The sequence below is a fragment of the Allobrachymonas wangyanguii genome, assembly GCF_045055315.1.
In the GTDB taxonomy this organism is placed as follows: domain Bacteria; phylum Pseudomonadota; class Gammaproteobacteria; order Burkholderiales; family Burkholderiaceae_C; genus Brachymonas; species Brachymonas wangyanguii.
Genome location: NZ_CP173677.1, coordinates 2,132,261 through 2,146,899, shown reverse-complemented (window position 1 = coordinate 2,146,899; position 14,639 = coordinate 2,132,261). Strand labels below are relative to the sequence as shown.

At 65.7% G+C, this 14,639-nt stretch carries 9 protein-coding genes; 4 read left to right on the top strand and 5 right to left on the bottom strand.

What is annotated here, in order from left to right:
• The first annotated feature begins 20 nt into the window (after window positions 1-20).
• Window positions 21-764 carry a lysophospholipid acyltransferase family protein gene (locus ACI3EV_RS10320; protein ID WP_337690099.1) on the top strand — a complete coding sequence of 248 codons (744 nt, stop codon included), beginning with the start codon at window positions 21-23 and terminating at the stop codon, window positions 762-764.
• Between the two features lie 138 nt (window positions 765-902).
• Here ACI3EV_RS10320 and ACI3EV_RS10315 read toward each other — a convergent pair whose 3' ends face one another.
• Together ACI3EV_RS10315 and ACI3EV_RS10310 are read right to left on the bottom strand one after the other, a co-directional pair.
• Window positions 903-2,051 carry an iron-containing alcohol dehydrogenase gene (locus ACI3EV_RS10315; RefSeq protein WP_337690100.1) on the bottom strand — a complete coding sequence of 383 codons (1,149 nt, stop codon included), beginning with the start codon at window positions 2,049-2,051 and terminating at the stop codon, window positions 903-905.
• 52 nt (window positions 2,052-2,103) lie between these two features.
• Entirely contained in the window at window positions 2,104-3,624 is a 1,521-nt protein-coding gene (locus tag ACI3EV_RS10310) for an aldehyde dehydrogenase family protein (RefSeq protein WP_213361694.1), read from the bottom strand.
• Window positions 3,625-3,952: 328 nt separating this feature from the next.
• Here ACI3EV_RS10310 and ACI3EV_RS10305 point away from each other — a divergent pair, with 328 nt between their 5' ends.
• Window positions 3,953-5,995: a sigma-54-dependent Fis family transcriptional regulator gene (locus ACI3EV_RS10305; RefSeq protein WP_329769401.1), complete on the top strand. Its 2,043-nt coding sequence runs from the start codon at window positions 3,953-3,955 to the stop codon at window positions 5,993-5,995.
• Between the two features lie 113 nt (window positions 5,996-6,108).
• Here the strand turns inward: ACI3EV_RS10305 and ACI3EV_RS10300 are convergent, their stop codons facing one another.
• From ACI3EV_RS10300 to ACI3EV_RS10290, 3 genes are read right to left on the bottom strand one after another with little or no spacing between them, the layout of a single operon-like run.
• Window positions 6,109-6,945 (bottom strand): phosphatase PAP2 family protein, encoded by an 837-nt coding sequence (locus ACI3EV_RS10300; protein WP_337690106.1) that lies wholly within the window; start codon window positions 6,943-6,945, stop codon window positions 6,109-6,111.
• Window positions 6,942-7,787 carry a metallophosphoesterase gene (locus ACI3EV_RS10295; RefSeq protein WP_329769397.1) on the bottom strand — a complete coding sequence of 282 codons (846 nt, stop codon included), beginning with the start codon at window positions 7,785-7,787 and terminating at the stop codon, window positions 6,942-6,944. The genes ACI3EV_RS10300 and ACI3EV_RS10295 overlap by 4 nt, the downstream gene beginning before the upstream one ends.
• A 2-nt stretch (window positions 7,788-7,789) precedes the next feature.
• Window positions 7,790-8,812 (bottom strand): diacylglycerol kinase family protein, encoded by a 1,023-nt coding sequence (locus ACI3EV_RS10290; protein WP_337690108.1) that lies wholly within the window; start codon window positions 8,810-8,812, stop codon window positions 7,790-7,792.
• A gap of 65 nt (window positions 8,813-8,877) precedes the next feature.
• Here ACI3EV_RS10290 and ACI3EV_RS10285 point away from each other — a divergent pair, with 65 nt between their 5' ends.
• Both ACI3EV_RS10285 and ACI3EV_RS10280 read left to right on the top strand, forming a co-directional pair.
• On the top strand, window positions 8,878-9,591 hold the full coding sequence (locus tag ACI3EV_RS10285) for a transposase (protein WP_329769393.1): 714 nt from the start codon (window positions 8,878-8,880) through the stop codon (window positions 9,589-9,591).
• Window positions 9,592-9,769: 178 nt separating this feature from the next.
• Window positions 9,770-14,623, top strand: a complete 4,854-nt coding sequence (locus ACI3EV_RS10280) for a glutamate synthase-related protein (RefSeq protein ID WP_337690111.1) — start codon at window positions 9,770-9,772, stop codon at window positions 14,621-14,623.
• Window positions 14,624-14,639: the final 16 nt, after the last annotated feature.

Sequence of the window (14,639 nt, the reverse complement as noted above, 5' to 3'; positions counted from 1 at the left end):
AGCATCCAGAAAAGAACAACATGGAGACAAGCACCTGGCGTGGCCTGGGGCGCCTGGCGCGCCTGCTGGCCCATATCCTGGCGGGGTTGTGGACCGTCTATCTGCGCTTTCCGCGTCTGGGCGAGGCCGAGCGCCGCGCCACCGTGCAGCGCTGGGCGGCCGAGGCGGTGCGCCGTTGCGGCATCACGCTGCAGGTACGCGGCACGCCGGCCGAGCCGGGTCCGGATGGCCTGATGCTGGTGGCCAACCATATTTCCTGGGTGGACATCCCGACCATCCATGCGATCCGCTTCTGCCGCTTCATTTCCAAGTCCGAAGTGAAGCACTGGCCGGTGATCGGCCGGCTGGCGGATTCGGCCGATACGCTCTACCTGCAGCGCACCTCGCGCAAGGATGCGCACCGCGTGCTGCACACCATGGCCGAACGGCTGCAGCAGGGCGATGTGCTGGCCTTCTTCCCGGAAGGCACCACCAGCGAGGGCAAGGAGCTGCTGCCGTTCCACGGCAACCTGCTGCAGGCGGCCATCAGCGTGGACGCGCCGGTGCAGCCGGTGGCGCTGCAGTTTCTGGATGCGCAGGGCCGGCTCAGCCAGGCGCCTTGCTATATCGGCGACGACAGCCTGATCGAATCGCTCTGGCGCACGGTGCGTGCCGAAGGCGTGGTGGCGCGGGTGACCTTTGGCGAACCGGAGCGCGCGCAGGGGCGCAGCCGGCAGCAATGGGCGCAGGATCTGCGGGAGACTGTAGCGGAGCTCCGGCGTTGACCATGCGTGCTTGCCCGGTTCCCAGACGGGAACGTCTGGCAGCGCGCTGACGCAAAAATGCCCTGCCGTCTGGAGGAGCCTCCAGCAGCAGGGCACAAGCCCCGGCGGTCGAGCCAGGGCAGCAGTAGGAGCCAGCACTCAGCGCGGACCGAAGGCCGCGGCAAAGATGCCGACGATTTCGGCGTGGCTGGCCTGCACCGGGTTGGTCAGGCCGCACACGTCCTTGAGCGCGTTCTCTGCCAGCACGTCAAAGTCCTCGCGTTTCACACCCAGTTCCTCCAGCGACTTCGGAATGCCGACGATATCGGCCAACTTCTTGATGGCAGCCACGGGGTCCAGGCCGGCCAGCTGCGGGTTGTTGGCCTGCAGGATGGCGCCCACTTCATTGAGCTTGTCGGAGGCTGCACCCATGTTGAAGGCCTCGACATGCGGCAGCAGCAGCGCGTTGCACACGCCGTGCGGCAGGTCGTAGAAACCGCCGAGCTGGTGCGCCATGGCGTGCACGTAGCCGAGCGAGGCGTTGTTGAAGGCCATGCCGGCCAGGAACTGGGCATAGGCCATCTTCTCGCGCGCCTCCTGGTTCTTGGGCTCGCTCACTGCGGTGGGCAGGTAGCGGGCGATCAGCTCGATGGCCTTGACGGCGCAGGCGTCGGTCAGCGGCGTGGCTGCGGTCGAGACATAGGATTCCACGGCGTGCGTCAGCGCATCCATGCCGGTGGCAGCCGTCAGCGCGGCCGGCATGCCTTCCATCATGCCGGAGTCGTTCACCGACAGGAAGGGCGTAACGTGCTTGTCGACGATGGCCATTTTCACGTGGCGTGTCTCGTCGGTGATGATGGTGAAGCGCGTCATCTCCGAGGCGGTGCCGGCCGTGGTGTTGACCGCCAGCAGCGGCAGTTGCGGCTTGGCGGACTTGTCCACGCCTTCGTAGTCCTCGATTTTGCCGCCGTTGGCGGCAACCAGCGCGATGCCCTTGGCGCAGTCATGCGAGGAACCGCCGCCAAGCGACACGACCAGATCGGCCTGTGCTGTCTTGAGCGCTTCGAGTCCGGCGTTTACGTTGCTCACGGTCGGGTTGGGCTGGGCGCCATCGAACACGGTGGCAGGAATGCCTTGCGCCGCCAGCTTGTCGGACACGGTGTTGGCCACACCGATCTTGCTCAGACCCGGGTCGGTGACGATCAGGGCCTTGCGAAAGCCCATTTTGCCGACGATCTGCAGCGCTTCGTCGAGCGCGCCGGGGCCAATGATGTTCTGCACGGGCATGAAGAAATGGGATACGGACATGGGAGTCTCCTTGTAGGTAGTAAATAGGCCAGAGGGAAGGTACTGCAGGGGATCAGAAAAAGCCCAGCTTGTTTTCGCTGTAGCTCACCAGCAGGTTCTTGGTCTGCTGGTAGTGGTCGAGCATCATCTTGTGGTTCTCACGGCCGATCCCCGATTCCTTGTAGCCGCCAAAGGCAGCGTGCGCCGGATAGGCGTGGTAGCAATTGGTCCAGACGCGGCCGGCCTTGATGCCGCGGCCCATGCGGTAGGCCACGTTGCCGTTGCGGCTCCACACGCCGGCGCCCAGTCCGTACAGCGAGTCGTTGGCGATTTCCAGCGCCTCGGCCTCGTCCTTGAAGGTGGTCACGGCCAGCACCGGGCCGAAGATTTCTTCCTGGAAAATGCGCATCTTGTTGTGGCCCTTGAACAGCGTGGGCTGCACGTAGTAGCCGCCGGCCAGGTCGCCTTCGAGCTTGGCCGGAGCGCCGCCGATCAGCACCTGCGCTCCTTCCTGCTTGCCCAGTTCCAGGTAGGAGCTGATCTTCTCGAGCTGGACCTGGCTGGCCTGTGCGCCCAGCATGGTTTCGGTATCCAGCGGGTTGCCCTGCTTGATCGCTGCCACACGCTGCAGGCAGCGCTCGATGAAGCGGTCGTAGATGGACTCCTGGATCACGGCGCGTGACGGGCAGGTGCAGACTTCGCCCTGGTTGAAGGCGAACAGCACCAGGCCTTCGATCGCCTTGTCGAGAAAGGCATCGTCCTTGTCCATGATGTCGGCAAAGAAGATGTTGGGCGATTTGCCCCCCAGTTCCAGTGTGGCCGGAATCAGGTTGTTGGCAGCGGCCTGGGCAATCACGCGGCCGGTGGCGGTGGAGCCGGTGAAGGCGATCTTGGCGATGCGGTTGCTGGTGGCCAGCGGCATGCCGGCTTCGCGGCCGAGACCGTTCACCACGTTGAGCACGCCCGGCGGCAGCAGGTCGGCGATCAGCTCGGTCAGCACCAGAATGCTGGTGGGCGTGGATTCTGCGGGCTTGAGCACCACGCAGTTGCCAGCGCCGAGGGCAGGCGCGAGTTTCCAGGCGGCCATCAGGATCGGGAAGTTCCACGGAATGATCTGGCCGACCACGCCCAGAGGTTCCTGGTAGTGGTAGGCGACGGTGGTGGCATCGATTTCCGACATGTGGCCTTCCTGCGCACGCAGGGCACCGGCGAAATAGCGGAAGTGATCCGCCGCGAGAGGAATGTCGGCGTTCAGCGTCTCGCGGATCGGCTTGCCGTTGTCCACGGTTTCGGCGTAGGCCAGCTTTTCCAGGTTGGCCTCGATGCGGTCGGCGATCTTCAGCAGGATGTTGCTGCGCTCGGTGGCGGAAGTCTTGCCCCAGGCGTCGGCTGCGGCATGGGCGGCGTCGAGGGCGCGCTCGATGTCTTCGGCGGTGGAGCGGGCCGCCTGGCAGTAGGCCTGGCCGTTGATCGGGGTGATGTTGTCGAAATATTCGCCTTTCACCGGCGGCGTCCACTGGCCGTTGATGAAGTTGTCGTACTTGGCCTTGAATTGCAGCGGGGCGCCTGCCTGGCCGGGTGCGGGATAGATCATGGGGTGTCTCCTTGGATGTCGGTTGTGGTTTGCAACGGCGGCAGTTGCGCCGTCGACCTGCTTCCTGCAAGCGATGTGCCAACTTCGCGGACCTGCGGGTTTGTCCGGAGATCTGGCGGCCTGGATGGCTGTTTGTGGTGCTCCGGAGTACCCGGTGGTTGCGCCAGGGTGTGCCATCTGTACCAGCCCGGACGTGTCCCCGGTGTACCAGGTGTTCCGTTTTGGCACAGTGCAAACGCCAACACGGCGCCGAGGCCTTGCGTGCTAGCATCGACTGCTCAATGACAGAAAAAGCAGGATCCGTACCGTCCTGCACAAGGAGACAGCCATGACCGCACTTGGCACTGTCGAATCAGACGCCCTGTTGCGCCGGGCCCGCCATGCGCTGTACGAGCGCGATGCGCAGCCCGAGGATCTGCTGCCCGCATCGCTGGCGCACGTGTCGCGTTCGTGGCGGCGCAGCCTCGCTGCCGGCGTGGATGCCTTCGGCATGCGCCCGCACGTGCCGCATCTCTCGCGCTTCGAAGTCGAGCGTGCCACCGAACGCCAGCACCAACTGCTGGCCCACGCCCGTCCGGTGATGGAATACCTGCATGGACAGACGCGCGGCAGTGGCAGTGTGCTGCTGCTGGCCGATGCCGATGGCCTGCTGCTGCATGCGCTGGGCGATCCCGGTTTCATGACGCGGGCCGAGCGCGTGGCACTGATGCCTGGAGCGAGCTGGCACGAGCAGTACCGCGGCACCAATGCGGTGGGAACTGCGCTGGCAGAAGGCGTGCCGGTAGTGGTGCACGGGGCGGAGCACTTCCTGGAGTGCAACACTTTTCTGACCTGCGCAGCGGCGCCCGTGGTGGCGCCCGATGGCAGTGTGCTGGGCGTGCTCAACATGTCCGGCGAGCGCAGCAGCCGGCATCCGCACACCTTCAGCATGGTGCGTGCGGCCACCCAGATGATCGAGAACCGCCTGTTCGACGCCTGCCACGGGCGGCACATGCGGCTGCACGTGCATCCGCTGGCCGAAGGCATCGGCACGCTGGCCGAGGGTGTGCTGGCACTGTCGGAAGAAGGCGTGCTGGTGGGTGCCAACCAGGCGGCGCTGGCATTGCTCAACCTGCGTGCCAGTCAGCTGGGTCGGGTGCGGCTGGAGCAGGTGGTGGACGCGGACCGCGAACACTTGCTGCGCGCCAGCCATCGCAGCCCGGCGCCCTTGCGGCTGCGCTGCCTGAGCGCGCCTGCGGTGCCGGTGCTGCATGTGCGGGTGGAACAGGGCTGGTCGCGTGCGGCCACGCTGGATATGCCGAGCCGCAGCATCAGCCGCGAGCCGGATGCGTTGCAGGCGCTGGATACCGGCGATGCAGCCTGGCACGGCGTGCTGGAGAAGGCGCGCAAGGTGCTGGACAAGCCGATTGCCGTGCTGCTGCATGGCGAATCCGGTTCGGGCAAGGAGGTGCTGGCCAAGGCCATCCACGCCAGCAGCCAGCGGCGTGAGCAGGCCTTTGTGGCGGTGAATTGCGCGGCCTTGCCGGAAAATCTGATCGAGGCCGAGCTGTTCGGCTATGCTCCTGGCGCCTACACCGGTGCGCGGCGCGAGGGCGCGCCGGGAAGCATTCGCCAGGCGCACCGAGGCACGCTGTTTCTGGACGAGATCGGCGATATGCCGCTGGCCATGCAGACGCGGCTGCTGCGCGTGTTGCAGGAGCGTCAGGTAGTGCCGCTGGGGGGTGGCCAGCCGGTGGCGGTGGATTTTGCGCTGGTGTGTGCCACGCACCGCGACCTGAAGGAAGAGGTGGCTGCAGGGCGTTTCCGTGCCGACCTGTACTGGCGCCTGAATGGATTGACCCTGCATCTGCCGGCGCTGCGCCAGCGCAGCGACTGGGATGCGCTGGTGCAGCGCATGCTGCAACGGCATGCGCCGCATCGTGCGATCGAACTGGATCCGGAGCTGGCGCGCGTGCTGCGCCAGCATCCCTGGCCAGGCAATTTGCGCCAGCTCGACAACACGCTGCGCACCACGGTGGCGCTGCTCGATGATGCCTGCGTGATCGGCATGGAGCACCTGCCGGACGATCTGGTGCAGGAGCTGCAGGAGGCGCGGCAGGCCCCGGGCGCTGGCGCGCCACAGGATATGCCATACGGACATCGCCGGAGCGCCGACCCGGGTTTTGCCACAACACGAACGGCAGTCATCGAGGAGGGCGAATTATCTCGCCTGCGCGCGGGTTGCGTGCCGCTGGCGCAGTACACGCGTGACGTGATGGAGCAGGCCCTGCGCGAGGCGGAGGGAAATCTCTCGCTCGCTGCGCGCCGGCTCGGCATCAGCCGCAATACCTTTTACCGAAGGATTATGCGAAAGCGCCCGGACGGGGCGTGAGCGAAGGGGCGCTGGCAGGCGCGTGTGGACTGCGTTACAGCAAGCGCACGAACATTCCGCCCGCAATCCCTGGCTGACACACGTGCGAGACGCTTGGACGAACGGCGCCCAGATCAGGCGGCCCTCTCGCGCCGCTCCAGCGCCCGCACCAGTCCCATGCTGCCTGCCAGCCACAGGCTCCCGGAAAGCCAGCCGCCCAGCACATCGGTCAGATAGTGCACCTGCAGCCCGATGCGGCTGTAGCCCACGGCGGCCACTGCCAGCGCACCAGCGGTGAGCACGGCAACGCGTAGCCGGCAGGGCCAGCCGGGGTGCAGGTGCAGCAGCATCCACGCAAGCATGCCGTAGGCCACCAGCGAACCCGAACTGTGGCCGCTCGGAAAGCTCAGGCCGCCCGCCATGGTGTAGCCCTCCACATGCGAGGGCCGCACGCGGCCCACCCATTGCTTGAGCATCACGTTGAGCAGGGCATTGCCTGCGATGGCCCAGACCCAGCCCGCCGCCATCTTCCGCTCGCCGCGCCAGGCGAGGAGTACGGCACCGACAATGCAGGCGGCCGTCAGCACCGGGGTATCCGCCAGATGGCTCACCGTACCGAACAACGTCAACAGCGCCGGATGCACGTGCAGGCTGAGCGTATGGGCAAGAGCGGTGTCCAGCCGCGTGACCGGCCCGTCGTGCGTCACCTGCCAGGCCAGGGCGCTCCAGAGTGTGGCGGCCAGCACCATCCAGACGATGGCGGCACTGCCCAGCGGTGCATGCAGCGGCCTGCGGATGGCGCTGTCGCGTTGCATGAATGCGCAGAGGGGCAAGGCGGTGGCGGCCACCAGCAGCAGCCAGAGAATGAATACCATGCCCGGCGCCTGTCCCCATTGCAGGGCCACCGAGGTCCAGAACGCGCTCTGCGTGGCCAGGGCATCGGGGCTGTTGGGCAGCAGGGCGCTGTTCATCGCAGCCAGGTGGTGGCAACGCAGGTAAAGGCCTGCAGGCTGGCGTCGAAGTCCCAGCGCTCGACCTGCCATTGCGGCTCCAGCAGTTGCAGGGGATTGTGCAGATGGCCTTGCGGGGCGGCGGTGGCAGGGCGGAGCAGATTCACGGAATTCGGGTAGTTGTCGCGGATGCGGTCGGAAACAGCCGTGCCGGATTGTAGGGCCCAGAGCGCGCCGGGCGCATCGTCCGGCCCGGGCGGGATCAGCTCCACATACGGTTCATGGATGTGGCCGCCGAGCACACCCAGTGCCCCGGCGGCGCGCCAGGTCGCATTGGCGTGCGCGGCGCCACGCAACAGGTTTTTGCGCTCCTCTTCTTCGATCACCAGCGCCGGCTGGTGGACGGCCACCAGCTTGAGCGCCGTGTCGGGCAGTGCGCGCAGACGCCGGCTGACGTTGGCGATCTGTGCCTGCGAAGCCTCACCCTGGATATGCCGGTAACGCCGCGTGGTGCGCACGCCGATCAGCTGGATGGGGCCCAGATCCCAGTGGATCACGCCGTCGGCATCAAAGGCGGTGGGGAAATACTTCTGGAAGAGGCGATAGGGCCACAGAAAGCGGCGCCAGGGCAACCACAGCGAGATGTCATGGTTGCCGGGCAGGGCCATGCGCGTCTGCACCGGCAGGCTGTCCATGAAGGCGCGGGCGGCCGCGAACTGGCCGCGCCGGGCGCGCATGGTGATGTCGCCGGCGAGCAGCACATGCTGCACCTGCTCGGCTTCGGCCAATGCGCGCAGGGCCTGCAGCACGGCGGGCTGTTCGGTGCCAAAGTGGGTATCGGAAATCTGCAGCAGGGTCGTCATCGTCAGGGGGCTTTCGGGTCTTGCGGATTCATGGGGCGCAGCCGGTCCGGGTCCGGCACGATCAGCTGCAGGGCCTCGGGCACGATCTCGAAGCGCAGCGGCGTACGCATCCAGCGCACCTCGCCATCGGTGGCGACCTGCACCTGGGTCTGGCCGGGATAGCCGTGGCGGTGTACCTGCAGCTGGCGGAACGGGAAGTGCCAGACCGATTCCGGCTCCTCGCCCAGCGAGCCGAGCGCGCCGCGCAGCGCCAGCCAGAACAGGCGCAGCGTACTCACCGGAGCCAGCACCACCGCATGCAGCTCCTGATCCAGCGTCGGCAGGGCATCGCCTTCAGAGGCTGGCAGCAGGCCAATCTGCTGCAACTGCAGTGCGTTGTTGCCGACGAACAGTGTCGGCGTGCGGAAAATGCGCTGGCCGGGCAGCTGGCTGCTGCCGCCGTCGGCCTGGCCACTCATGGCCAGCGTCATCTGCACCGGGCGCCGCAGCATGCTGTAGATGGCGGCCAGCCCGGCCACCAGCCGGCTGCGGCCGAGGGTGGCCTTGAAGCGTTCGCGGTCTTCCAGCAGCAGCGGGTAGAGGCCGAGGCTGGCATTCACCAGGAACAGGTGGCCGTTGATGCGGCCGGCCTGCACTGGCACCAGCTTGCCGTGCAGCAACTGCTGCAGCGCCTCGACCGGATCGGTGGCAATGCCGTGGGCACGGCAGAAATAGTTGAAAGTGCCTTCGGGCAGCACGCCCATCACGCAGCCGCTGTCACTGACGGCATTGGCCACGGCGTTGATGGTGCCGTCGCCACCGGCGGCGACCACGATGGCGCCGGCGTGCTTGGCCTCGGCCACGGCAATGCGGGCGGATTGTTCGATATCGGCTGGCTCCAGTGCCACCAGCTTCCAGCGTCGGCCGGAGGCTTGCAGCGCCGTGCGCAATTCGTCCGGATGGCTCTCATCCAGACTGCCGGAGCCGGCATTCATCAGCACGCGCAGCGGGGCGTCCGGACGGAGCGCCATACGGTCGGGGTTCATCGGGTTGACGGCCTTACACTATCAGCGCAAACGGCATCAGCCGCTCACGACAGGGAGTTTCGCACATGGCTAGACTGGCCAGACTGTGCGTGCCGGGCTACCCGCACCACATCATCCAGCGCGGCAACAACCGCCAGTCCATCTGTATCACCCAGGCAGATTACCAGCATCTGCTGGCACTGGTGCGCGAGTCGGCAGCGCGCCATCGTGTAGGACTGCATGCCTGGGTGCTGCTGCCGGATGAATTCCAGCTGATCCTGACGCCACCCGATGCGCAGGCGCTGCCGCGCATGATGCAGGATCTGGGACGCGGCCATGTGCGCCATTTCAACGCCGCCCACCTGCGCAGTGGCACGTTGTGGGAAGGACGCTACCGTGGCACCGTGCTCGATCCGGAGCACAGTCTGCTGGCAGCCATGGCCAGCCTGGATCGCTTGCCGCTGCAGGCCGGCCTGGTGCAGCAGCCGGAAGATTACCCCTGGTCCAGCTGTGCCCACTATGCCGGGCTGCGCAGTGAGCGCCAGATCGCCGTGCCGCCGCAGGTCTGGGCACTGGGCAACACCCCGTTTGCACGCGAGGCGGCGTATCGCCAGCTGCTTGACGATGCCGCGGTGCAGCAGCGCAGCCAGCAGCTGCAGCAGGCGGCCCGGCAGGGCTGGGTACAGGGCTCGGAAGCCTTTGTGCAAGCGCTGCAACAGCTGACCGGCCGCCGGCTGGAAAAAAAATCTCCTGGTCGTCCGCGCAAGCCGGCAGTGGAAGCACCCGCGGCAGACGCCTGAAACTCTTTTCCTGTCCTTGATTTAAATCTGTCCCTATTTAATTTCCTATAAATTTGATCATGAATTAATTAGGGTCAGACCCCTTTTATTTTCTTTTTCAGGGGAAATTTTTTGCCGTATTCTTGCTGCGTTGCAATGATTTTTGCGCTTGATTCTTTCCACGGACTGGATGCACACCATGACCATCTCTGCAGAAAAACACCATCTGGAACAACACGGCCTGTATGCCGCTGGCCAGGAGCATGACGCCTGTGGCGTGGGCTTTGTCGCCCACATCCGTGGCGAGAAAAGCCATGACATCGTGACGCAGGCGCTGAAGATCCTGGAGAACCTGGACCACCGCGGTGCCGTCGGTGCCGACAAGCTGATGGGCGACGGTGCCGGCATCCTGATCCAGTTACCCGATGCGCTCTATCGCGAGGAGATGGGCCAGCAGGGCGTGGAACTGCCGCCAGTGGGCGAATACGGCGTCGGCATGATCTTCCTGCCCAAGGAGCACGCCAGTCGCCTGGCTTGCGAACAGGAAATGGAGCGCGCCATCAAGGCCGAAGGCCAGGTGGTGCTGGGTTGGCGTGATGTGCCGGTCAACGCCGAGATGCCCATGTCGCCGGCGGTGCGCGAGAAGGAGCCGGTGATCCGCCAGGTGTTCGTCGGCCGTGGCGCCGACGTCATCGTGCAGGACGCGCTGGAGCGCAAGCTGTACGTGATCCGCAAGACCGCCAGCGCCAACATCCAGAAGCTGCAGCTCAAGTACAGCAAGGAATATTACGTGCCCAGCATGAGCAGCCGTACCGTGGTGTACAAGGGTCTGCTGCTGGCAGATCAGGTCGGCGTCTACTATGACGACCTGGCCGACGAGCGCTGCGTCTCGGCGCTGGGCCTGGTGCACCAGCGTTTTTCCACCAACACCTTCCCCGAGTGGCCGCTGGCGCACCCCTACCGCTATGTCGCGCACAACGGCGAGATCAACACGGTCAAGGGCAACTACAACTGGATGCTGGCGCGTGAAGGCGTGATGTCCTCCCCGGTGCTGGGCGAGGACCTGCAGAAGCTGTACCCGATCAGCTTTGCCAGCCAGTCCGATACCGCCACCTTCGACAACTGCCTGGAACTGCTGACCATGGCCGGCTACCCGATCAGCCAGGCCGTGATGATGATGATTCCCGAGCCCTGGGAGCAGCATGAGACCATGGACGCGCGCCGCCGCGCCTTCTACGAGTACCACGCCGCCATGCTGGAGCCCTGGGACGGCCCGGCCTCGCTGGTGTTCACCGATGGCCGCCAGATCGGCGCCACGCTGGACCGCAACGGCCTGCGTCCGGCGCGCTATTGCGTCACCGATGACGGCTTCGTCATCATGGGCTCCGAATCCGGCGTGCTGCCGGTGCCCGAGCACAAGATCGTCAAGAAGTGGCGCCTGCAGCCAGGCAAGATGTTCCTGATCGATTTCGAGCAGGGCCGCATGATCGACGACGAGGAAATCAAGTCGCAGATGTCGAACGGCAAGCCCTACAAGCAGTGGATCGAGAACCTGCGCATCGGCCTGCACGACCTGCCGGTGAAGAACGTGGTGCGTAACCAGGGTAATGCTGGTGTGTCGTTGCTGGATGCGCAGCAGGCTTTTGGCTACAGCCAGGAAGACATCAAGTTCCTGATGGCGCCGATGGCGGCACAGGGCGAGGAAGGCATCGGCTCCATGGGCAACGACAGCCCGCTGGCCGTGCTGTCGGATCGCAGCAAGCCGCTGGCCAACTATTTCCGCCAGTTGTTTGCCCAGGTCACCAACCCGCCGATCGATCCGATCCGCGAAGCCATCGTGATGTCGCTGGTGTCCTTTATCGGCCCCAAGCCGAACCTGCTGGACATCAACCAGGTGAACCCACCGATGCGTCTCGAGGTGGCTCAGCCGATCCTCGACTTTGACGACATGGCGCGCCTGCGCGACATCGCCGAGCACACCCAGCGCAAGTTCAGCAGCTACACGCTGGACATCACCTACCCGGTGGAATGGGGTGCCGATGGCGTCGAGGCCAAGCTGGCTTCGCTGTGCGCGGAAGCCGTGGATGCGGTCACTTCCGGCAACAACAACGTCAGCGGTATCCACAACATCCTGATCATCAGTGACCGAGCCATGGGCCCGGACCGCGTGGCGGTGCCGGCGCTGCTGGCGCTGTCGGCGATCCACCAGCACCTGGTGCGTTCCGGCCTGCGCACCACCACCGGCCTGGTGGTGGAGACCGGATCGGCGCGCGAGGTGCACCACTTTGCCGTGCTGGCCGGCTACGGTGCCGAAGCCGTGCACCCGTATCTGGCGCTGGAAACGCTGCAGAACATCCACCAGGAGCTGCCGGGCGAGCTGAGCGCCGAGAAGGCGATCTACAACTACATCAAGGCGATCGGCAAGGGCCTGAGCAAGATCATGTCCAAGATGGGCGTGAGCACCTACATGAGCTACTGCGGTGCGCAGCTGTTCGAGGCGATCGGCCTGAACACCGCCACCGTGCAGAAGTACTTTACCGGCACCGCCAGCCGCGTCGAGGGCATTGGCGTGTTCGAGATCGCCGAGGAAGCGCTGCGCCTGCACCGTGCCGCGTTTGGCAATGACCCGGTGCTGGCCAAGGCGCTCGATGCCGGTGGCGAGTACGCCTGGCGCACGCGCGGCGAGGAGCACATGTGGACGCCGGACGCGATTGCCAAGCTGCAGCACAGCACGCGTGCCAACAACTTCAACACCTACAAGGAATACGCCCAGATCATCAACGACCAGAGCCGTCGCCACATGACGCTGCGCGGCCTGTTCGAGTTCCGTTTCGACCCGGCCGCGGTGATTCCGCTGGAAGAAGTCGAACCGGCAGCCGAGATCGTCAAGCGCTTTGCCACCGGCGCCATGTCGCTCGGCTCGATTTCGACTGAGGCGCATGCCACGCTGGCGCTGGCGATGAACCGCATTGGCGGCAAGAGCAATACCGGCGAGGGCGGCGAGGACCCGGCGCGCTATCGCAACGAGCTGAAAGGCATCCCGATCACGCAGCAGACCACGCTGGCCGCCATCATTGGCAGTGACAAGGTCGCCGCCGACATCGCCGTGCAGGCCGGTGACAGCCTGCGCAGCAAGATCAAGCAGGTGGCATCGGGCCGCTTCGGCGTCACCGCCGAGTACCTGAGCAGTGCCGACCAGATCCAGATCAAGATGGCGCAGGGTGCCAAGCCGGGCGAGGGCGGCCAGCTGCCGGGCGGCAAGGTGAGCGACTACATCGGCTTCCTGCGCCACAGCGTGCCGGGCGTGACGCTGGTGTCGCCACCGCCGCACCACGACATCTACTCGATCGAGGACTTGGCACAGCTGATCCACGACCTGAAGAACGTCGCGCCGCATGCCGATATCAGCGTCAAGCTGGTGTCCGAGGTTGGTGTCGGCACGATTGCCGCCGGCGTCACCAAGTGCAAGGCCGACCATATTGTCATCGCAGGCCATGACGGCGGTACCGGTGCCTCGCCCTGGTCCTCCATCAAGCATGCCGGCAGCCCGTGGGAAATCGGCCTGGCCGAAACCCAGCAGACGCTGGTGCTGAACCGCCTGCGTGGCCGCGTGCGCGTGCAGGCCGACGGCCAGATGAAGACCGGCCGCGATGTCGTCATCGCTGCGCTGCTGGGAGCCGATGAAGTCGGCTTTGCCACGGCACCGCTGGTGGTTGAGGGCTGCATCATGATGCGCAAGTGCCACCTGAACACCTGTCCGGTCGGCGTCGCCACGCAGGATCCGCAGCTGCGCGCCAAGTTCAGCGGCCAGCCCGAACACGTGGTCAACTACTTCTTCTTCGTGGCCGAGGAAGTGCGCCAGCTGATGGCCCAGCTCGGTATCCGCAAGTTCGATGAGCTGGTCGGCCGCAGCGACCTGCTCGACATGCAGAAGGGCCTGGCGCACTGGAAGGCCGGCGGCCTGGATTTCAGCCGCCTGTTTGCCCAGCCGCAGGTCGCGGCCGATGTGGCACGCCTGCATGTCGATACGCAGGAGCACGGCCTGGAGAAGGCGCTGGACCAGACCCTGATCCACAAGTGCCGCCCGGCGATCGAGAAGGGCGAGAAGGTCAAGTTCATCGAGCATGCGCGCAACGTCAACCGCACTGTCGGTGCCATGCTGTCCGGTGCCGTGACCAAGGTGCACCCCGAGGGCCTGCCGGATGACAGCATCCATATCCAGCTGGAAGGTACCGGCGGCCAGTCCTTTGGCGCCTTCCTGTGCAAGGGCATCACGCTGAGCCTGATTGGCGAGGCCAACGACTACACCGGCAAGGGCCTGAGTGGTGGCCGCGTGGTGGTGCGCCCGAGCCTGGACTTCCCCGGACTGGCTGCAGAGAACATCATCGTCGGCAACACCGTGCTTTACGGCGCGACGACCGGCGAGGCCTTCTTTGCCGGTGTCGCCGGCGAACGCTTTGCCGTGCGCCTGTCCGGTGCCACTGCGGTGGTCGAAGGCACCGGCGACCATGGCTGCGAATACATGACTGGTGGCACCGTGGCGGTGCTGGGCAAGACCGGCCGCAACTTTGCTGCTGGCATGAGCGGCGGTGTCGCCTATGTCTACGACGAGGACGGCCAGTTTGCCAGCCGCTGCAACACCGCCATGGTGGCGCTGGAGCCGGTACTCAAGGTTGACGAGCAGCAGGCCAGCATCGATGCCGGTATCTGGCACCGTGGCCAGAGCGACGAGGAGCAGCTGAAGAAGCTGCTGCAGGACCACAGCCGCTGGACCGGCAGCCGCCGTGCCCGCGACATCCTGGAGAACTGGGACGCCAGCCTGAAGAAGTTCGTCAAGGTGTTCCCGAACGAGTACCGCCGTGCCCTGGCCGAGATCCATGCACGCGGCAAGACCGGTGCCGGCGAAAGCCCGATTCCGGACATCACGCAGCAGGTCGCTGCCACCGCCGTCGAGATGAAGTCGGCCGGTGGCCCGGCGAAAAAGCCGGCTGCCCGCAAGCCCGCCGCGCGCAAGCCGGCCGCCAGCAAGAAGAGCACCGGCAAGGCCGAGTAAGCCCCCGCAACCTACC

Coding starts and splice junctions, on each gene's coding strand:
- ACI3EV_RS10320 (WP_337690099.1), top strand. CDS start 21: ATGGAGACAAGCACCTGGCGTGGCCTGGGGCGCCTGGCGCGCCTGCTG.
- ACI3EV_RS10315 (WP_337690100.1), bottom strand. CDS start 2,051: ATGTCCGTATCCCATTTCTTCATGCCCGTGCAGAACATCATTGGCCCC.
- ACI3EV_RS10310 (WP_213361694.1), bottom strand. CDS start 3,624: ATGATCTATCCCGCACCCGGCCAGGCAGGCGCCCCGCTGCAATTCAAG.
- ACI3EV_RS10305 (WP_329769401.1), top strand. CDS start 3,953: ATGACCGCACTTGGCACTGTCGAATCAGACGCCCTGTTGCGCCGGGCC.
- ACI3EV_RS10300 (WP_337690106.1), bottom strand. CDS start 6,945: ATGAACAGCGCCCTGCTGCCCAACAGCCCCGATGCCCTGGCCACGCAG.
- ACI3EV_RS10295 (WP_329769397.1), bottom strand. CDS start 7,787: ATGACGACCCTGCTGCAGATTTCCGATACCCACTTTGGCACCGAACAG.
- ACI3EV_RS10290 (WP_337690108.1), bottom strand. CDS start 8,812: ATGAACCCCGACCGTATGGCGCTCCGTCCGGACGCCCCGCTGCGCGTG.
- ACI3EV_RS10285 (WP_329769393.1), top strand. CDS start 8,878: ATGGCTAGACTGGCCAGACTGTGCGTGCCGGGCTACCCGCACCACATC.
- ACI3EV_RS10280 (WP_337690111.1), top strand. CDS start 9,770: ATGACCATCTCTGCAGAAAAACACCATCTGGAACAACACGGCCTGTAT.